This window comes from Bacillus sp. T-10(2022) (assembly GCF_056502895.1).
Genome location: NZ_CP113518.1, coordinates 2,879,092 through 2,899,268, shown reverse-complemented (window position 1 = coordinate 2,899,268; position 20,177 = coordinate 2,879,092). Strand labels below are relative to the sequence as shown.

The 20,177-nt window shown below is 38.9% G+C and carries 15 protein-coding genes and 1 other RNA gene; 13 read left to right on the top strand and 3 right to left on the bottom strand.

Annotated features, from left to right (window positions below):
• The first annotated feature begins 124 nt into the window (after positions 1-124).
• Both OSJ91_RS14180 and OSJ91_RS14175 read left to right on the top strand, forming a co-directional pair.
• Complete coding sequence (locus OSJ91_RS14180; protein WP_485889873.1) at positions 125-1,063, top strand: MBL fold metallo-hydrolase; 939 nt, start codon at positions 125-127, stop codon at positions 1,061-1,063.
• Positions 1,064-1,099: 36 nt separating this feature from the next.
• Entirely contained in the window at positions 1,100-1,285 is a 186-nt protein-coding gene (locus OSJ91_RS14175) for a hypothetical protein (RefSeq protein WP_485889872.1), read from the top strand.
• On the opposite strand, the gene OSJ91_RS14170 is transcribed toward OSJ91_RS14175, so the two are convergent.
• Positions 1,275-2,882: an FMN-binding glutamate synthase family protein gene (locus OSJ91_RS14170; RefSeq protein ID WP_485889871.1), complete on the bottom strand. Its 1,608-nt coding sequence runs from the start codon at positions 2,880-2,882 to the stop codon at positions 1,275-1,277. The genes OSJ91_RS14175 and OSJ91_RS14170 overlap by 11 nt on opposite strands.
• A gap of 735 nt (positions 2,883-3,617) precedes the next feature.
• Here OSJ91_RS14170 and OSJ91_RS14165 point away from each other — a divergent pair.
• The 3 genes from OSJ91_RS14165 (at position 3,618) to OSJ91_RS14155 (ending at position 6,458) form a co-directional block, all read left to right on the top strand.
• Entirely contained in the window at positions 3,618-4,763 is a 1,146-nt protein-coding gene (locus tag OSJ91_RS14165) for a glycerate kinase (protein ID WP_485889870.1), read from the top strand.
• A 371-nt stretch (positions 4,764-5,134) separates the two neighbouring features.
• Positions 5,135-5,482, top strand: a complete 348-nt coding sequence (locus OSJ91_RS14160) for a PadR family transcriptional regulator (protein WP_125160783.1) — start codon at positions 5,135-5,137, stop codon at positions 5,480-5,482.
• Positions 5,469-6,458, top strand: coding sequence for an HAAS signaling domain-containing protein (locus OSJ91_RS14155; protein ID WP_485889869.1), 990 nt, complete (start codon positions 5,469-5,471; stop codon positions 6,456-6,458). The genes OSJ91_RS14160 and OSJ91_RS14155 overlap by 14 nt, the downstream gene beginning before the upstream one ends.
• A gap of 154 nt (positions 6,459-6,612) precedes the next feature.
• Here the strand turns inward: OSJ91_RS14155 and OSJ91_RS14150 are convergent, their stop codons facing one another.
• On the bottom strand, positions 6,613-7,146 hold the full coding sequence (locus OSJ91_RS14150) for an IseA DL-endopeptidase inhibitor family protein (protein ID WP_485889868.1): 534 nt from the start codon (positions 7,144-7,146) through the stop codon (positions 6,613-6,615).
• Positions 7,147-7,810: 664 nt separating this feature from the next.
• On the opposite strand from OSJ91_RS14150, the gene OSJ91_RS14145 reads away from it, so the two are divergent.
• The 5 genes from OSJ91_RS14145 to ssrS all read left to right on the top strand — a co-directional run bounded on the left by OSJ91_RS14145 (position 7,811) and on the right by ssrS (position 12,887).
• A complete protein-coding gene (locus tag OSJ91_RS14145) occupies positions 7,811-8,203 on the top strand; it encodes a sporulation protein (protein ID WP_485889867.1) in 393 nt (130 codons plus the stop codon).
• 22 nt (positions 8,204-8,225) lie between these two features.
• On the top strand, positions 8,226-9,107 hold the full coding sequence (locus tag OSJ91_RS14140; RefSeq protein WP_350302740.1) for a mechanosensitive ion channel family protein: 882 nt from the start codon (positions 8,226-8,228) through the stop codon (positions 9,105-9,107).
• A gap of 522 nt (positions 9,108-9,629) precedes the next feature.
• Positions 9,630-10,883 (top strand): MFS transporter, encoded by a 1,254-nt coding sequence (locus OSJ91_RS14135; protein WP_350302739.1) that lies wholly within the window; start codon positions 9,630-9,632, stop codon positions 10,881-10,883.
• Between the two features lie 212 nt (positions 10,884-11,095).
• Positions 11,096-12,577, top strand: a complete 1,482-nt coding sequence (locus OSJ91_RS14130) for a UDP-N-acetylmuramoyl-L-alanyl-D-glutamate--2,6-diaminopimelate ligase (protein WP_485889866.1) — start codon at positions 11,096-11,098, stop codon at positions 12,575-12,577.
• A 123-nt stretch (positions 12,578-12,700) separates the two neighbouring features.
• A non-coding RNA gene (gene ssrS / locus OSJ91_RS14125) (6S RNA) lies at positions 12,701-12,887 on the top strand.
• 153 nt (positions 12,888-13,040) lie between these two features.
• Here the strand turns inward: ssrS and OSJ91_RS14120 are convergent.
• Positions 13,041-13,583 (bottom strand): ribonuclease H-like YkuK family protein, encoded by a 543-nt coding sequence (locus OSJ91_RS14120; protein ID WP_230175939.1) that lies wholly within the window; start codon positions 13,581-13,583, stop codon positions 13,041-13,043.
• Positions 13,584-14,273: 690 nt separating this feature from the next.
• On the opposite strand from OSJ91_RS14120, the gene OSJ91_RS14115 reads away from it, so the two are divergent.
• The 3 genes from OSJ91_RS14115 (at position 14,274) to nasC (ending at position 20,094) form a co-directional block, all read left to right on the top strand.
• Positions 14,274-15,479 carry a nitrate/nitrite transporter gene (locus OSJ91_RS14115; protein ID WP_485889865.1) on the top strand — a complete coding sequence of 402 codons (1,206 nt, stop codon included), beginning with the start codon at positions 14,274-14,276 and terminating at the stop codon, positions 15,477-15,479.
• A gap of 54 nt (positions 15,480-15,533) precedes the next feature.
• Positions 15,534-17,855, top strand: coding sequence for a nitrite reductase large subunit NirB (gene nirB / locus OSJ91_RS14110; RefSeq protein WP_485889864.1), 2,322 nt, complete (start codon positions 15,534-15,536; stop codon positions 17,853-17,855).
• An 88-nt stretch (positions 17,856-17,943) separates the two neighbouring features.
• Positions 17,944-20,094: an assimilatory nitrate reductase catalytic subunit NasC gene (gene nasC, locus OSJ91_RS14105; protein WP_485889863.1), complete on the top strand. Its 2,151-nt coding sequence runs from the start codon at positions 17,944-17,946 to the stop codon at positions 20,092-20,094.
• Positions 20,095-20,177 lie beyond the last annotated feature (83 nt).

Below are 20,177 nucleotides of genomic sequence, written 5' to 3'. Positions count from 1 at the left end.
TTGAAAGAATTCGTCGAATTGATTAATGATATACATTTATTTAATAAACTTAAATGTTTTGTTTTTAGCAATTTCAATTTTTTGTTTTATGTAAATGAAGTTACATCGGAAGGGGAAGTTATACTTGCTGAATGAACTGAAAGTTACTCAAGTTACCATTCCATTGCCTTTTAGGCTGGACCATGTCCATTGTTTCCTAGCGGAAGGTGAAAAAGGGTGGACAATCATTGATGCGGGATTAAATAACAAAACGACAAGGGATTTATGGAACCCAATTATCGAAAAACACGATATTACCGATATTATCATCACCCATTATCACCCAGATCATTTCGGGTATGCAGGGACATTACAACAATTAACCGATGCGGATGTTTGGATGACACAAGTGGATGAACATGCGGGAACTACGTATTGGGAAGCGGATTCGCTGAATCTGCTTAAAGAAAATTATAAAGCATGTGGTATGGAAGACGATTTATCCGTGGCCTTATCCAGTGACGAAAGCGGATTCATGCCACAAGTAAAACCCTATCCTGCCGTAAATCATCATCTTGAAGAAGGAATGAAACTGCATTTTGGCAAATATGAGTATGAAGTGATCTTCACGCCGGGACATTCTGATGGCCTGATTACTTTATACAATAAGGAAGAAAGTGTCCTTTTTTCGACAGATCATATATTGCCCAGGATATCTCCAAATATTTCTTATTGGTTTAAAGGTTTCAGCAACCCATTGGAAGAGTTTTTTAATTCTTTGAAAAAAATACAAAAGCTGGACGTTGAAAATGTCATCCCTTCACATGGGAAACCGTTTCAAAATGCAAATAAAAGAATTGTTGAATTGTTGGATCACCATCAGGACCGGTTGCATGTTATTCATGAAAACATGAAAGAGCCGATTACAGTAAATAGTGCTTGCCAGATCTTATTTGGAAATCTGTCCATTCACGAGACCAGGTTTGCTGTTGGTGAAACATTGGCACACCTAGAATACCTTCTTTTAAATGACCAATGCAGAAAGTTTAAACGTGATGGCAAATGGTATTATCAATCCATTTGATATTTTGAATGCTAACGTATCGAAAGATTTTAGCTCTTGTCGTCTAAAACGGCTATTATTGCTGCAGCCTATGTTTATTATCGCTATGGGGAGCTAATGGGAAGGGAAAAGTGGGAGGTAGGGGGATATTTCGATTACACGCCTGATATATTTTTGCATCCTATATTAAGAAAAAACCACCGCCCATCAAATAATCTGGGCGGTGGATTGTTCATTGCCTGACACCTATTTGTCCCTTAACTTCGTTCATAATATCTTCAAGGGATGTGACAATTCCTTTATCGTCCTTATAGCTAATGTGCTTAGGTTGAAAATGGATCGGCGAATCTAAACCAGCAGCGGCTGAGATTCTAAATAATCCTTTTCTAAGCGTAACAAGAAAGTTGACCACACGGTATTTCTTTTCATCAATGACAAGTGCCTTTTGCAATTCAGGATCAGTGGTTGCTACCCCGACAGGACAAGCATTGGATTGACATTTCATCGTCTGTATACATCCTATTGCAATCATGAAACCTCGAGCTATGTTAACAAGGTCGGCTCCCATGGCTAGAGCTATCGCTATTCTATCAGGCGTGAACAATTTACCGGAGGCAATGATTTTAACGCGATTGCGGACACCGTATTTTTCCAAAGTAGATACTAAAATCGGCAAGGCGGATTTTATCGGTAATCCTACGCTATCGATCAATTCCTGATAAGATGCACCAGTGCCGCCTTCACCGCCATCCAATGAAATGAAATCCGGACCTTTCCCGGTTTCTTTCATGTAGCTAGCAAGCTCTTCAACACTGTCATTGCCACCGATGACCATTTTGATGCCGACCGGGATACCTGTATGTTCCCTGATTTTTTCGATAAAATCGCACATGGATTTTACGTCATTGAATTGATGAAACCGATTCGGACTATCAATCGCTTTGAACGGTACGACCTTGCGGATATCAGCGATTTCCGGATTCACTTTTTCAGCATCGATATGCCCTCCGCGAGTTTTGGCACCTTGAGCCAATTTGATTTCAAATGCTTTGATTTCGGGTATTTCACTTTTTCTTTTTAACTCATCCCAATCCATTTCGCCGATACTATCACGAACCCCAAACATAGCTGGACCGATTTGCATGATTATATCCACACCGCCGATTAAATGATAAGGAGAAAGTCCGCCTTCCCCTGTATTCATCCATGTGCCTTTTGCTGCAGCCAATCCCTCAGAAAGGGCAGTGATTGCGTTCTTCCCTAAAGAACCATAACTCATGGCGGACATACCGATAAGCCCTTTTAATCGAAAGGGATTCTTGGTGTTTGGGCCGATGATCACGGCATCTTCATCATCCAATAAGAACGCAGAGGTTACTTCATCTCCCCATTTTTCCTCTCGCTGTGAGAAAAGTGGGTCTTTTAATAGAATGTATCTTTTAGTCGTCACTTTTGTTTCTCGATCGTATTTTTCTTCTTCGGCTAACTTTGGAAACATGCTGTTTTTAACAAAGAAGCCTTCTTCATCAAAATCCCGTTTTGAGCCAAAACCTATGACATCCCGTAAATATTTTGAACTTTTCACCATATGTTCATAGTCATCCCGGGAAAAGGGTTTTCCTTCGTTATCACTGTTAAACCAATATTGCCGCATTTCAGGCCCGATTTTTTCCAGAAAGTAACGAATTCTCCCAAGCACGGGGTAATTCCTTAAAATTGCATGATGCTTCTGCATTCGGTCAAAGAAAACCATATAAAGTAATAGGAAAACCAAGACAATTATAATGATGAAGATAACGGTAAATCCAAGGATAATTAAAAGATTTGCGATAGCACTCATTCAATCCCTCCTGGTTAAAAAATCATGTATTGTTAATCTACTCGGTAACTCGATCAATTATACAGAATCCAATGCATGGTCTTAATAGGAATAGAACGTAAGCAGTCTTGTTCTCACAACATTTTTCAACTTCTCCTTTTCGATTGGCATATCCAACTTGGTTAACTGCAACGTTATGGATCATGCAGTCACGGTGATTAGTTGATTTTTATTGGATGTACACACCCCGATATTTAAGTTACTAAGGATAAATTGTTGCAGTGACTCGATCAACTTCACTCTTATTTAACCGATTTAATTTCATATCCGTCACTCCCACTTGAGAGGGATGTCCTAATTTCATTCCAATCCGTTCAAGTCTCCCATCAATCGAATGCTCTTTTAGTAAGTCATCAACCAATAATTTTTAGTGTTTTTTTCATCGAGATGTTTCGCAATAAAAACTTGATGAAGCATCATTTCACTAATCATTATCACCGATTCCCCCTGTTATGCCGATAACGCCAATAATTACATTTTAAAAAATGGGCAAATTAATTCCGGGAAGGATCCCCCAATTGATGACGATCATTTTCGTGAATGATTAGTGGCTTTCCCGTTTTAAAGGGGGGCGTTAGTTTACGCCTTTAGCATTCTTATACTTTTGAAGGTAAAATCATTTTTTGTATATGATTAAAATATTTCCGAAGATTATAATTAAATTAATATAAAAATATATTCATAGGGGGATTAAGCATGAAAATTGTTATTGCACCAGATTCCTATAAAGGAAGTTTGTCAGCATTAGAAGCTTCCAAAGCAATCGAGCGAGGGGTCAGGAAGGCACTACCGGATGCGAAGACAGAATTAATTCCTGCAGCGGATGGCGGGGAAGGTACGATGGATAGTCTTGTTGCAGCTACGAATGGTCGAAAAGTCGAAGTGACAGTTAAGGGACCTTTACTTGAAGAAGTTCAAGCAGCATATGGAATATTGGGCGATCAGGAAACATGCGTGATTGAAATGGCTAGTGCATCCGGTCTGTGCCTAGTCGATCCAGATGAGTTGAACCCATTGATCACTACAACATACGGAACAGGGGAGCTTATTCAAATGGCATTGAATGATGGCTGTCGAAAGTTCATTTTAGCGGTTGGCGGAAGCGCTACAAATGATGGCGGTGTTGGTATGCTCCAGGCTTTGGGAATGAAGGTGTTTGATGAAGATGGTAAATCGTTGGGATTCGGGGGTGCCGAATTATCGCGGATATCAGAAATTAATACGGAGTATTTTGATTCCAGAATAGCAGATTCCGAGTTTTTGATTGCCTCGGATGTCCAAAATCCATTAGTCGGTCCCGATGGGGCATCAAGTGTATTCGGACCTCAAAAAGGGGCGACTCCTGACATGGTTGAAATGCTAGATAAAGCTTTATCATCATGGGCTGATTTGGTGGAAATCAAGACAGGCATACACTTGCATGATAAAGCAGGCGCCGGTGCTGCAGGTGGAATTGGTGGTGCATTTCAAGCCTTTTTCCGTGCAGAAACAGAAAGGGGCATCGATATTGTTATGGAGTACACAAAACTGGGTGAAAAATTGTCCGATGCCGATTGTGTCTTTACGGGTGAGGGCCAAATCGATTACCAGACTGTTTCGGGCAAAACACCAATGGGAGTTGCACAAGAAGCTAAAAAGCATGGTATTCCCGTATTTCTTTTAGCTGGGTCGATCGGAACAGGTATTGAAGTTTTATATGACCATGGAATAACTAGTGTTCATAGTTTGGTGAACGCTCCTATGCCTTTAATGGAAGCCATGGAAAGAGGAGCAGAATTGTTGGAAGTTTCAGCCGAACAGGTAATGCGGACTTTTTTGGCAGCGATTAAATATAGAGGGTAATCAAATGTTATTGGCACCAGTTAACCAAAATAATCATTTTTGGAGCGGGTGTGCGAGACTCTTGCGGGAAAAGCGTGTCCAAGGGAGACCCCGCAGGCGTAAAGGCGCCGAGGAGGCTCCCGGACCGCCCGCGAAAAGCGAGTGCCTTACGTTCCAATCAACGGCCAATTATTAAAAAAACTAAAAAAGACAGACAAACTCAATTATCATCGAGTTTGTCTGCAGTCTGGGTGAGGCGTGAAACGCTTCTCTTTTTTATGCTTTAAATAGAATATATTTTCATTTTTATGGTGTTGTAAGAACTAAAATAGTGTATGATGCATAGTATAAGGTATGGTGTACGTCACATAGTATAGGGAAGAGGTGATTGGATGAGCACTTTACTGAATTCATTAACCACTGAGCTGCGCAGAGGCACTTTGACCTTAGCTGTTCTGAGTCAGCTCAAAACCCCTCAGTATGGGTACTCGCTTGTCCAGCGTTTAGAGAAGTCGGGAATTACCATTGATCAAAGTACTTTATATCCTTTACTTCGCCGCCTGGAAAAACAAGAATTGGTGACCAGCAGCTGGGATACTTCTGAAAGTAGGCCGCGCAAGTACTATTCTTTAAGTGATTATGGGGGAGAAATCTACACTCAGTTAAAGGAAGAATGGGAAAAAACTTCTCAAGAGCTTTATATATTATTAAAAGGAGAGGGAGAAGATGGAGCTGATTGAACTTTATATTCAGGAAGTTACCCGCAGGCTGCCAGAAAAAAACCGCGCGGATATTGCGCTTGAGCTTCAATCTACAATCGAAGATATGCTTCCGGAGGATCATACGGAGCAAGACGTGAAAGCGGTACTTTTAAAATTAGGAGATCCGGTTACACTGGCAAGTGGTTATCGCGATCGGCCAATGCATCTGATTGGACCGCGTTATTATGATGTTTATATCAGTCTGCTTAAAATGATTTTACCAATCGCTGCAGTCATTTCTCTGATCGCATTATTAGGGGATAATCCGCTTCGGGATACGGGGAATACGGTTATGGAAGCAATTTTAAAAATAATCGGGAAAGGAATTTCCGGTATCATCAGTACAGGTATCCAAGTGTTTTTCTGGCTGACGCTCTCATTTGCCATTTTAGAACGCATGGATACTTCAAAAGATCAGTCGCCTTTAACCAAAGACTTGAAACCATGGACACCAGAAAACCTAAAAGATATTCCGAACATTTCAAAGCAAAAAGCGATATCCATGATCGAGATATTTGCAAGTTTGTTAGGTCTTTCTGTATTCACGGCCCTTTATTTCAATGCAGCAAACCTGTTGGGCGTCTATGAAAAAAGAAATGACAGTCTCATTTTCGTGACACCCTCTTTTAATCAAGAGGTATTGAATACCTATTGGCTGCCGGTATCTTGCGTCGTTATCATTGGGGTTCTCTTGGCGATTTATAAATTATTTTTAAGACAATGGACCCTGAAATTAGCTATATTCCATGCTATATACCAGCTGTTGTCGACTTTGACTTTCATCATCATCATCAGTAATCCTAATTTATTGAACCCCGAATTCATTGCATACCAAAAAACACTATTTTCAATCGATGATTGGAAAACCTCGATTTACTGGGGTCTCATACTCATCACAATCTTTTTTGCCGCCTATGATTCCTATCAAGGCTTTCGAAAGGCAAAAATCCGTTAAGGCACAGCAACCTAGCTGTGTTTTTTTTGTTTTTAAAGTTCCATGATGTGAAAAGATTTCTCAAGATAAAAGGGAAAACAGAAAAACACCTCATATGGAATATAGTTTTTAACGAACTATACGGCATATGAGGTGTTACATTTAAACCAACTTTTTATTGAACTGCATCGAACTGATTGACTTTCCAAGTGGATCCGGATTTATAAAAGGTAACCGTTCTTTTTACTGACTCACCGTCGACGGTAGGTACAGTTAAGTTGTAGGACCTAACGTTTAGTTTTTGATAAACCAATTTAATTTTTGCTTTTCTCCACTCTAACATGCTGAAGCCGTCTCCGATTGGACGGGCTAATTTCCCTTTATGAGTAATGTAATTATATTTGGTCAGCCCTTTTTCAACTGCATTATTAGTAAATGTCTCTGCTAAGTAGGTAGTCAATTTATCTTTTGTATTAAACTCTTGGCAAAGGTACGAATACTCTGTCCCTTTATAATTGAAAGTTTTTTGTGAACATGAACGGGTTTTATATCCATGTAAAGCATTCCAAAAATGTTTGCTGGCATTATCGGCTATCTTTAATGCATTTGCATCAGACAAATTCTGTGATGTCGTTTTTGCGGTAACCTGACCACTTAGAGTGAAAAATAAAATGATAATGGATAATAGCATACCTAAAGATTTTTTCATAATTAATCTCCCCAATCCCTAATAGGATACTTATGTAACGAAAGTTTAATAAATATTACAATTGTTACATTTATATTACAACATGATTGGCGTAAGTAAAAGAGAAATCTTGTTAATTTTTAAATATAATTTTAGTTTTCCATTAAATATACATAATTTGTTCATATTATTCTTTTTGAAAGCGGCGTTGTAAATAGAAGGTCACTACTGTTACATACTTCATATTCCACGAACTGGCCTAGTTAAAACCCAGCAGTTAATTCTTTTTCAATAACGGGACATGTTAATTCATTATATTTTCATTAATATCAAGATATGTACAAAGACCTCGAATTAACCGGGCAGCTCCTAAAAAAAATAAAATATAAAGGTTTGACAAACTTTCTAATCCTACCGTATTATAAATTATATACTTGAATACATTCTCCAAAGGGGAGTAGCTTTTACAACAATGTCGTCATTACGGAGCTCTTGCTCTCGGTGTTGTTGGCAGCATATTGTTGTTAGCCAGACCTTACCTATTGGTAAAGGTCTATTTTCTTTTAGTAAACCTTTACCAAAATGGTAAAGGTTTTTTTGTAGTCCAGATCATGCAGCCCTTACGGAAATGTATAAACATGTTGGTTTAGTAGAAAAACAAATAAATATAAATGGAGTGTATTAGTTGATACTTAGAAAATCTTTGTTACTTTTAGGGATAGGTTCTGCACAAATAGATTTAATCCTTCCGAAAAATACGTATAAATCTGGTGAATGCATAAATGGATATTTTTTGATTAAGGGTGGTACTCTTGCGCAAAGAATAAGGAGGATTGAATGTGATTTGATCATGGATACTCATTCTACGGGAATGGAAGAGGTCCTTAAAACGAGCACCATTTTATCTACAAGGGAGATAAATTCAGGGGAAAGCAACGAAATTCCTTTCAACTTTTGTCTGCCTATATTGAAGGAGCCTTATAAGCGAGGGGTATCCTATCGCCTTAAAACGAGACTTATCCTTGATAAAGGGATAATAGGAAAGGATGATGACTGGATTTTAATCGATTCTGAATAAACGTGAAAATGGAGGTGAAAACATGAATATCTTGAAATTTTCTGAGCTTGCTATGGATTACTGGGAAGAATTTTTATTATTGAGGCTTTTCATATTGGCTTTACTGTTATTGGCGGTTTATTATATTTTGAATAAACTGGTTGAATGGTTCTTTAGAAGATCCAATTTTTTCGACGAAGAAGTCGAAAAAACAATACAGGGGGTTACTCGTTCTTCTCTTAGGTACGGTATTTCCGGGCTTTTCCTTATATATTTGATTGGACAGTTTATAGACCTAAAAGGAATCTTAGCTGGAGCTGGTATTTTAGGGGTCGTGATCGGTTTTGCCGCTCAGCAAATGCTTAAGGATATCTTATTGGGATTTGTAAGGCTTTCAGATAATGAATTCCGGGTGGGGAATTTCGTTACATTCAATGGGACAAGCTCTGGGACAATAGAAGAAATAGGTATCCGGTTCATGCAGATCAGGGAATGGTCAGGGAAATTGCTGACCATCCCACACAGTGAAATCAGGACGATTCAAAATTTTAATAAAGGGAGAATGCGGATCATTGAACGCATTACAGTAAGTTACCAAGAAAATCCTGAAAAGGTAAAACGGCTGTTGGAGGATATATGTATTATCTGTAATGATAAGTATGGTGAAAGCCTTCTAAGGCTAGAAGATGGTACACCTGAAGAGGATTTTAGATACATCGGCATTACGGATTTAAATCCGAATCTTAAATATGTTGGATATGAACTATGCATAGTCGGCCTTGTGAAACCTGATGATTACTTTGAAACATCGAGAAGCGTAAGGTTTGAAATGATGACTGCTCTACATGAGCATCAAATTCTAATGCCATCTTCCCATTTGCTTTTACAGGGCAATCCTAATCAAGAACGTATATTGGAGAACTGAAAAGAAGAAACGCAATTGCCTGAGGTATTCCAGGAATTATCATGAACTAATGATGGTGAGTGTAAGAAAGGATCGAAATTAGTGACAGTGCTCGGGAACTTAAGGATATTAAACGGCTTCTTATAAAGAAAGTATTCGAATGTTAAAAATCTGGAGTGAAACTCGCTTTTTTTGGGTTTGTCTCCAGTCTGTGGCTTTCTTTAAAGGAAGCCTATTTTTTATGCGGGAAATTGAACAAACTTTTCCGGAAAATGGTTTTATTTTTAAATTTTACCTTGATTTATCAGATTGAATAGATTATTATCAAATTAGCATAAAATGGAAGGGTGACCTTTAAACAATGATCATTTAATCCTATTCTTAAGAAAAAATGCGTGCTAAATACGAACTTTTTTCTGGATAGGATTAGTCTGTACTAAAATACAAACAAAGATCATTGTGTTCCGTCCATTTGGAATCTTTTGTTTTGTTAATTTTGTATTGTACTGCCTCCTGTCCAGAAATCTCACAGGAGGTTTTTATATGGAAAAAAACACGTCCGTAACATTAAGTAATAAAGAACCTAACATTTTTAAAAATCGTGTATTCCGGGCCATTATCTTTTCAGGCTTGTTTTTACAAATAGGGATATGGGTACGGAATTTTGCAGTTTTGTTATTCGTCATGGAAAAGACAAACGGGGATGCTTTTGCCATTTCCATGATATCAGTAGCGGAATTCGCTCCCATCTTTATTTTTTCATTCATTGGAGGGACGTTTGCGGACCGTTGGAGTCCGAAAAAAACGATGGTTTGGTGTGATATATTAAGTGCAATATCCGTATTTGCTGTGCTAATCTCGCTTATCTTTGGCAGTTGGAAAATGGTATTCTTCGCTACTTTGATTTCGGCGATACTTTCTCAATTTTCTCAGCCATCAGGCATGAAGCTATTTAAGATGCATTTGCCTGAAAGTCAAATTCAGACAGGGATGTCTGTTTATCAGACCGTCTTCGCAGTATTTATGGTTTTAGGTCCGATTCTCGGTACATTTGCCTTCCAATCATTTGGGATAAACATCTCTATTGCGATTACTGGTCTGGCGTTTTTACTTTCAGCTGGAGCACTCGCCTTTCTTCCTAAAGATCGTAAACTGAATGAAGAGACAGCAAAAACAACGTTATGGCAGGAAATGAAAAGCGGAGTGAGCTATGTGTTGCGAAAAAAAGAACTAAGTTTGCTTGGTTTATGTTTTCTGGCAGCCGGGCTTGGACTGGGTTTCATTCAGCCGCTTTCTATATTCCTTGTTACCGAACAACTGGAACTTCCTAAGGAAAATCTGCAATGGTTATTTATGGTGAATGGGTTTGGTATGATTTTAGGCGGAGCTGGGGTGATGATTTTTGCTAAAAAAGTGGCACCTCAGAGATTATTAGCTTTCGGAATGCTTGTGAATGCCATAGGATTAGCGGTAATGGGGCTTTCAACAAATCTTTGGATTACACTTACTGCCGAGTTCTTTAATGGACTAATGCTGCCTTGTATCCAAATCGGGATCAATACATTGATATTACAGAGAACCGAAGGCGAGTTCATCGGAAGGGTCAATGGAATCTTGAGCCCATTATTCACTGGATCGATGGTTTTGACCATGAGTGCGGCAGGCGTGCTGAAAGAGCAATTTTCACTCGTCGCCATATTTGAAACCGCCGCTTTCTTTTTTATTCTAGGGATGTTTTTCATTTTGCCATTGTACAATCAAAAGGCCGAATCAAAACCACTGGAAATCCAATCGTAAGTATACTGCGGTGTGCCCACACCTCTATACAGCAATAGCCAAGAAAAGCAGCCTTATTGGCTGCTTTTCTTTTTACTGTTCAACTAACAAATTCTGGATTGACAATTATTTTTAGAGTACTGGTAAATACTAAAAATGGCTTGTTGGAACTTATGCATTTCATTTTCAAAAAAAGTTAGGTGAATAGCTTAAATGAAAAAGGAGAAAAGTTAATGATCCTTAAAGACATATTGAAAGAAGCGATAAACTGGGATTTGCCGAAGGACGTTGAACATATATCCATCACAGGTGTAACCGATAACTCTAAAGAAATAAAAAAGGGATACCTTTTTGTTGCCGTAACCGGATATAAGTCAGATGGCCATAACTACATTAAAGATGCAATTCGTTTAGGGGCATCAGCTGTGATTGGCGATCGCGATATTAAGGGGTTGGAAGTTCCTTATTTACGAGTGGAGAACAGCCGTAAAGCATTAGGGCTAATCGCCAAAAGGTTTTATGGGGATCCAAGCAAGCAAAAAATAATGATCGGAATTACGGGTACAAATGGAAAAACCACAACGAGTTATATGCTTCAGCAAATATTGAAAGAAAATGGGGTAACCTGTTCCGTCATTGGTACGATACAGCATATTATCAATGGAAACAAAGTCGATTCCCATAATACGACTCCAGGTAGCATGGAGTTGAATTCCTTACTGGCTGCAAGTGGGGACATGGTTGTCATAATGGAAGTGTCTTCACATGGATTAGCTCAATATCGTTTAGAAGGAATTGAATTTGATTTCTGTGTCTTCACGAATTTGTATCATGACCATCTCGACTTCCACGGTACGATGGAGGATTATTTCCTGGCAAAATTACTTCTTTTTGAAAAATTGAAACCTAATGGTCTTGCTATCATCAATGGAGATGATTTCTGGGGAGAAAAACTACAAGAATACTTATGGGAAAAGAATGTCAGTGCCTTTGTATTTGGAAAATCCCATCGCTGCGATTTAACCATCACAAATTATAATACTGCAACAAACCCCTTTATTTTATTGAATGAGAATCATGACTTTGTGAAAATTGAGTTACCTATACCTGGACTTCATAATTTATATAACGCAACTGCTGCCTATTCCGTAGCGAAGATGTTTCCAATTTCAAGAGAGGACATTCTCACTTCATTGAAACAATTTTCCGGTGTGCCTGGAAGGTTTGAAATGTATAAGAAAGAATATGGGCCGACAATCGTCATCGATTATGCACATACTGCAGATGCCATACATCACATGCTTCAAACTGCCAAAGAATGCGGGGCCAAAAAGATTTATCATATCTTTGGTTTCCGGGGTGGACGAGATACAACCAAAAGGGCTGAAATGGTTAAAGTATCATCTGAACATAGTGATGTTTCGATTTTGACGATGGATGATCTGAATTCGGAGGGAATGGAGGGGATGGAATCGTCACTAAATAAACTGCAACGCGATTACTCTGCTGGAAATGGGAAGGTTATTCCAGATAGGACACTAGCTATCCAGGAGGCGATACAAGCTGGAAAGGAAGGGGATTGGATTATCATTACAGGAAAAGGAATTGAGAAGTATGAACAAAATTTCGGACTGCCTACTATTTCTGACAAAGAAACGGTATTATATCTGCAAAATAAAGACGAATCGGACTTTATCGGTTATTTTGATCAATAGTTTGATTTTAACGAATGCTATTATAAAGGGCTAATACGACGTCCATTCCCTTAGTCAGCCATAGGTTATTAATATGGTGATTATTAACATTGTAACATATAAGGAATTCAGGTATTATAACAATACAAGCTGCACTGTTCGTAATGATAATAAAGTTTTAACCTTTAAGCTGTAATAGGGAGTTTTATATTGAAACAGGAATGTTATGCCTCGTCACTGACTTGGACAACAGGATTATTTCTGCAAACACCCACTTTGAGGAGTGGTGGTTTAAAACTTTCTTACTGAATACGGCAATGGCGGCTTATATCTTTAAATGTTGAAGCCGGTCTCGGTCTGAGGCCGGTTTTTTGCTATTTTCAAATACCGTACAATAATTCTATGTACCGTTTTGATTTATTTTCACAGCCCTATAACAAATCCAGTGTAGGTTGCTTTGGCTTATTACATTTTCTAAAGACATTTACTCTTGTTTTGTATACCGGTTGGCATAACTAGAAGCGACGAAAGCATTGGGTTTAATTTTCGGTTCCACGCCCATTGATTCCATCCTGGCTACCATTTCTTTTACAAATTCACTTGTTTTGTTCCGCTTTCCAATCCCGATATCAATATGCCCTTCCATTGTGAACGTTGCCCCTTGGTATACAGCAGGCAGGACAATATCAATTAATTGATTTTTTCTTTCTTCCGTAAACAGTGATACAATCTCCTCTGTTAACGACAATTCTTGGGAAATACGTTCATGTAAATGCAGCATCCTTCTAGGAATCATCACTTTTCTTATACAACCCCATACACCTTTTCCGACCTGCCGTATCACGATGCCTGTGATGAAAACAGTATGTTTTTTATGTACTTGCGAATCTGTACCGACCATTAATCGATAGTTACCGGAAGGGTTTAATTTCATGAACTCAACAATATGAACGAATACCTCTTCAAATGACATGTCTTTTTTCTGAAGATTTTGAAATGGGATGTTATGAAATGGATATTGCTTCATATTATTGCACCCAACCTTTCTCCGGATATAATCAGATTATTAAATCTCATGCCGCTCATAACACATCATATGAAAAAGGTCCTTGTTTCGTGCTGTGGGAAGAACCCGCCTTCTAATGAAGATGCAATCATCATTTAAAGTTAATCTCGCTGAATAGATATCACCTCAAGTTTTATTTCTTCTATTTTAAACAAAAAAGACTGTAGGCAAAAGGAGTTTTATCTTGATGTTAAAACATGATTGGAGCGGGTGTTCGAGACTCCTGCGGGAAAAGTGCGTGCCTGGAGTGGAAATTAACGGACAAATATTACAACTGTAAACAAACTCAGTTATTATAGTCGTGTTTATCTACAGTCTGGAAGAGAAGCTTAAGCATTAGGCTTCTCTTTTTTTGTATGGAGATATTTCGAAAAGTTATTGGAGGTATTCTTGGTATATCTCCTGCCATAACTGAAAAGTTAAACAAGCTTGGGACTATACCTCACCTAAGTAAACCACATTATCATTCAATTTAAATAAGAAAAAAGAAATGAAATTATTAAATTTTGACCAATAACGACTTCAAAGTATTCACATTTTATAACTTACAAAAAAAGTGTGTAATGTTTTCTGACATAAACAAAGAAATCTTGCTTTTATAAGAGTAAAATAAACGAATATTCAATTAATAAAGTATTGGAGAGATGAAAAGTGAAAATATCTGAATTAAAAAAAAGCGGTCATGCTCCGTCATTATTAGCTTCATTCCTTTATTTTGATATCAGTTTTATGATTTGGGTATTATTGGGTGCACTTGGTGTCTATATTACCAAGGATTTCGGACTTTCCCCAGCTGAAAAAGGCATGATAGTAGCTATTCCGATTTTAGGAGGCTCGTTTTTTCGAATCGTCCTTGGTTTATTGACTGATCGCATCGGACCGCGGAAAACAGCGATCGGCGGGATGCTTGTTACGATGATACCGCTTTTTTGGGGTTGGTTATTCGGCGAAAGTTTAGCCGAGCTTTATTTAATTGGGATTTTGCTCGGAGTGGCAGGTGCAAGTTTTGCTGCAGCACTTCCTATGGCTAGCCGCTGGTACCCCCCGCATTTGCAGGGTCTAGCGATGGGCATTGCGGGAGCCGGTAACAGCGGAACTCTTTTTGCGACATTGTTCGGACCTCGTATTGCAGAGTCTCTTGGCTGGCATAATGTTATGGGATTAGCTTTGATTCCTTTAACCATTGTATTTGTCATTTATATTTTAATCGCAAAAGACGCACCATCTCAACCGCCTGCAAAACCACTCAAGGAATATTTCAATGTATTTAAAATAACGGATACGTGGTATTTCTGTATTCTTTACAGTGTGACTTTTGGAGGGTTTGTCGGGTTTACTAGCTTTTTAAGCATCTTTTTTGTTGATGAGTATGGGTTAACACGAATAAGGGCTGGCGAATTTGTTACAATATGTGTCATCGCCGGAAGCTTCTTTCGTCCTGTCGGAGGATTTATTGCCGATAAAATAGGTGGAGTTAAGCTGCTTATGTTTTTGTTTATTGGACTCACATTATGCATGTTTGGGATTAGTTTTCTTTATTCCCTTACTGTCGTTACGATCCTGCTGTTCATCGGAATGCTATTTCTCGGTATGGGCAACGGGGCTGTCTTTCAGTTAGTTCCACAGCGATTTTCTAAAGAAATTGGTTTTATCACAGGAATTGTAGGAGCTGCCGGAGGTGTTGGCGGATTCTTGGTTCCAAACATACTAGGAACGTTAAAACAGATTACTGGCACATATGCTACAGGATTTTTAGTATTTTCCGCAGTTGGAATCGTGGCGTTGCTTATCCTGGGTCTAGCTCAGCTTTCATGGAGAAAAACGTGGGTACTCGGAAAGAATTCAGTTAAGATTTAGAACTTTGTTAACTAATTATATCGGCTTGTTACAGTACTTGTTTGGGGGGATAAAATGTTTAAACAAAAACTGGTCCTTATCGGGAACGGAATGGCGGGATTACGCTGTGTTGAGTCAATTATCAGGAATGATCCGGCTGCTTTCGAGATTACTATTTTCGGCAGTGAACCACACGTCAACTATAACCGAATCTTATTGTCGACTGTGCTCCAAGGCAACACTTCTTTTGAAGATATTACGATAAATGATCGAAACTGGTATACGAAGAATAATATCCAATTATTCACAGGGGAAACGGTTGTAAAAATTGATAATGAGACCCGGAAGATAAAAACGGACAAAGAACGGGAAGTTTACTACGATAAGCTGATAATTGCCACAGGTTCTGTCCCATTTATTCTTCCTGTTACCGGTGTTGATAAAGAAGGCGTCATTGCATTTCGGACGATTGAAGATTGCCAAAAGATGATTGAAACTTCACGCAAACATAAAAAAGCAGTCGTCATCGGAGGCGGTTTATTAGGTTTAGAAGCAGCGAGAGGGCTGTTAAACCTTGGTATGGAAGTGCATGTCGTTCATATTGCTGACCATTTAATGGAAAGGCAGCTTGATTCAAAGGCATCACTTTTGCTGCAAAAAGAGTTGGAAAACCAGGGAATGAACTTTCTTTTAAATAAGGAAACTCAGGAGATAATCGGCAACGAACGTGTAGAGTGCGTCCGTTTTAAAGATGGAACGGAGCTGGAAGCAGATTTGGTCGTTATGGCTGTGGGAGTCAGACCGAATATTCAGTTGGCCAAAGAAAGCGGAATTGATACAAATCGTGCCATTATTGTAAATGACTATTTAGAAACCAGCATCCCAAATATTTATGCGGTTGGTGAATGTGCTGAACATCAAGGCATTGTTTATGGACTGGTGAAACCTCTATATGAACAAGGTGAAGTGCTGGCAAAGCATATTTGTGAGATGAAATGCAACGGATACCAAGGTTCGGTCCTATCGACCCAGTTGAAAATATCAGGAGTTGAGTTATTCTCTGTTGGAGATTTCCTTGGTGATGAAACATCGAAATCAATCACAACTATTGATGAATTAGATGGTGTTTATAAAAAGGTGGTTTTTCAAGGAAGAAAAATCATAGGTGCTGTTCTTTATGGAGATACAAACATCAGTTCCCGATTACTCGAAATGATTTTAAAGCGGAAAGAAGTATCGTCAGAGGAAAAGCGTGCACTGTTCCAATCACCAAGTACGGGTGAGGGAATAATCGCTTCGATGGCAAACCATGAAATCATTTGCAATTGTAATGCTGTTTCAAAAGGGGCAATCATTGAAGCGGTTCAAAAAAAGGGATTAACAACTGTGGAACAAGTTAAACAATGCACAAATGCTTCCGGTTCTTGCGGTGGATGTAAGCCGGCAGTTACCGAGCTTTTGACCTATATTCAAAGTAATCTTTCTACTCATGATGAGAAACAAACTGCGTTTTGCTCGTGTACGACATTAACGGAAGATGAAGTCGTGTATAAAATGCAGCTCCAGGATTTAACATCCGTCCAAGAAGCGATGGATATTCTTGGATGGGAAAATACAGGAGGTTGTTCAACATGCCGGCCGGCCCTTAGCTATTATTTAGGGATGATTCATCCAGAATACGAGATCAGACAGCAAACCCTTTTCATTAATGAAAAAAAGAATGCAACAGTTCAAAGTGATAATCGATACTCTGTTATCCCGCAAATGTACGGCGGGATGACGAATGCGAAGGACTTGCGAAAAATTGCAAATGTTGCAGATAAATATGATATATCTCAGGTAGCGGTAACAAGTGAACAAAGGATTCATTTAATGGGTGTGAAAAAAGAAGACCTTCCAGGTGTGTGGGCTGATTTAGACATGCCGTTAAGTTCGAAATATGGTAACGCCGTTCAAAACGTCAAAACATGTATCGGTGAGCATGTTTGTTCTTGTGATAAACAGCAATCCTTTTTACTTGCTGTAGATTTGGAAAAAAGATTGGAGCATGTATCAACACCTTATCGTATTAAGATGGGCATATCTGCTTGTATGCATAACGGTGCAGGATCAACAACGAAAGATATAGGTGTTATGGGCGTTGACAGGGGCTGGGAAATATATGTGGGCGGAAGCAGCGGGCGTAATGTTCGTGCCAGTGAACTGTTATGTGTAGCCGGGACAAATGATGAAGCGATTGAAATCATCATCGGTTTTATTCAATATTATCGTGAAACAGCCAATTACTTAGAACGGACTTGGCAATGGATGGAACGAGTGGGTTTAATTCATGTTAGAGAAGTTTTGTTTGATAATGAACTTAGTCAGCAACTGTCTCAACGATTGGAAATGGCGTAGATCAGAGAATGAACTAAGAGGAAATACCTTTAGATAAACGGATAAATGTTTGTAACATAAGAAATCAATGAGTAAAGGGTGAGGAGCCTTGACCGAATTATTATTAAAGTATTTCCGCACGAAGCAACAAGAGGTCCAATCAGAAAAACGATATGAAACACAATGTCCATTTTGCAGTATGCAATGTAAGATGCAGCTGCTGGAACAAACAATCGTGACAAGAAAAAAGTATATGACGATCGGAAAAGATAATCCAACCTCAGAGGGGCGCTTATGCATTAAAGGAATGAATGCACACCAACATGCTTTGCATAAAGATCGAATTAAATACCCATTACTTAAAAAAAATGGGGAATTTATTCGAATATCATGGGAGGAAGCATTAAGCCACATTAAGGAGAATTTCACTAAAATTCAAGCGGAAGATGGTGTAAATGCATTATCTGTTTATGGGAGTGCATCCATTTCAAATGAAGAAGCATATTTGCTTGGGAAATTTGCAAGAGTAGCTTTAAAAACAAAGTATATAGATTATAATGGCCGTTTGTGCATGTCCGCAGCTGCTTCGGCAGCCAGCCAAACATTTGGTATGGACAGGGGCCTTACCAACAGCTTATCAGAGATTCCGTTCACAAAGTGCATTATCTTGGCGGGCACGAATATTGCGGAATGCCAGCCGACAATCATGCCTTACTTTGAGAAAGCGAAACAAAATGGGGCATATATCATTGCTGTAGATCCACGGGAAACAGCAACAACGAAAATGGCCGACTTACATCTAAAAGTAAAACCAGGGATGGATGCCGCCTTGGCAAACGGATTATTGAAAGTGATCATTGAAGAGGATTTTACTGATGAAGCATTTATCCGGGAACGTGCAAATGGCTACAACGAAGTTAAAGAGTATGTTGCATCTTTAAAGTTGGAGGAAATTGCAGAAATGACAGGGGTGCCTAGCGACCAAATTCAAAAAGCGGCTGCAATGTTCGGGAAAGAAGAATCAGGAATGATTTTTACAGCAAGGGGAGTTGAGCAGCAAACAGATGGTTCAGCGGCCGTCCGTAATTTTCTTAATATTCTTATTGTTACAGGGAAAATCGGAAAAGTGAATTCGGGCTATGGAGCTATCACTGGGCAGGGGAATGGACAGGGAGCAAGAGAGCATGGCCAAAAGGCAGACCAGTTGCCGGGGTATCGCATGATTGAAAATGAGGAACATAGATTACATATTGCAAGAATATGGGGTATTGATGAGGCTGATTTGCCGCGTAAAGGTGTATCGGCATACGAAATGATAGAGAAGATAAATGAAGGTGAAATTACCGGCATGTTTTTAATGTGTTCCAATCCAATTGTTTCGAATCCCAATGCTAACTTTGTCAAAAAGGCTTTGAAAAAATTAAAGTTTCTAGTCGCAGTAGATATGTTCGTTTCTGAAACTGCTAGATTGGCTGATTTGATTTTACCTACTTCGTCTTATTTAGAGGATGAGGGAACGATGACGAATTTAGAAGGACGGGTAACGCTGCGGGAAGCCAGTTTTTCATCCCCTGGGGAAGTGAAGCATGATTGGCAAATCATTTGTGATATAGCAAAAGCTCTTGGAAAAGAAGAGCATTTTCCCTTTCAATCTGCGAATGAGATTTTCGAAGAATTAAGAGTGGCAAGCCGCGGGGGGACCGCTGATTATTATGGTATAACGTATGATCGATTAAGAAAAGAAGGAGGCATATTGTGGCCATGCCCAACCATTGACCATAAAGGGACAAAAAGGTTATTTGAAACGTCTTTTGCCCACCCGGATGGAAAGGCGGCCATGGTTGTGGTTAATAATGTGCCTCTTGTTCCAAAAGAACAGCCATGTAATGATTTTCCACTTTATTTAACAACAGGACGAATTATGTCACATTATTTAACAGGAGTACAAACGAGAAAAAGCTCATCATTAGCCGCAAGAAATTTTGAATCATATATGGAAATTCATCCGGAAACAGCCAAGAAATATCATATTCCAGACAATACTTTGGTGAAAATCGAATCAAGGCGGGGAAGTATTGTTATAAGGAGCAAATGGTCAGCAACCATTCGCCATGATACTATATTCGTTCCTTTTCATTGGGCAGACTCCCAAAATGTCAATCTCCTCGTTTCACAGGATTTAGACCCGACATGCAAAATGCCTGGATTTAAAGTCAGTGCTGTAAAAGTACATCCTATATTCGAGTTAACGTCTCATTAAGGGGCGTTTTTCTTCCCATTCACCATAATTTTTTTTGGTTCAACCATAATCTAATCATGACTAAACAACAAAAGGGGATCAAG

Excerpts from the sequence above, each read along its gene's own strand:
- nirB (WP_485889864.1), top strand. The coding sequence starts at position 15,534 with ATGTTTAAACAAAAACTGGTCCTTATCGGGAACGGAATGGCGGGATTA.
- OSJ91_RS14155 (WP_485889869.1), top strand. The coding sequence starts at position 5,469 with ATGGAGCTGATTGAACTTTATATTCAGGAAGTTACCCGCAGGCTGCCA.
- OSJ91_RS14130 (WP_485889866.1), top strand. The coding sequence starts at position 11,096 with ATGATCCTTAAAGACATATTGAAAGAAGCGATAAACTGGGATTTGCCG.
- OSJ91_RS14140 (WP_350302740.1), top strand. The coding sequence starts at position 8,226 with ATGAATATCTTGAAATTTTCTGAGCTTGCTATGGATTACTGGGAAGAA.
- OSJ91_RS14135 (WP_350302739.1), top strand. The coding sequence starts at position 9,630 with ATGGAAAAAAACACGTCCGTAACATTAAGTAATAAAGAACCTAACATT.
- OSJ91_RS14165 (WP_485889870.1), top strand. The coding sequence starts at position 3,618 with ATGAAAATTGTTATTGCACCAGATTCCTATAAAGGAAGTTTGTCAGCA.
- OSJ91_RS14120 (WP_230175939.1), bottom strand. The coding sequence starts at position 13,583 with ATGAAGCAATATCCATTTCATAACATCCCATTTCAAAATCTTCAGAAA.
- OSJ91_RS14160 (WP_125160783.1), top strand. The coding sequence starts at position 5,135 with ATGAGCACTTTACTGAATTCATTAACCACTGAGCTGCGCAGAGGCACT.
- OSJ91_RS14170 (WP_485889871.1), bottom strand. The coding sequence starts at position 2,882 with ATGAGTGCTATCGCAAATCTTTTAATTATCCTTGGATTTACCGTTATC.
- OSJ91_RS14150 (WP_485889868.1), bottom strand. The coding sequence starts at position 7,146 with ATGAAAAAATCTTTAGGTATGCTATTATCCATTATCATTTTATTTTTC.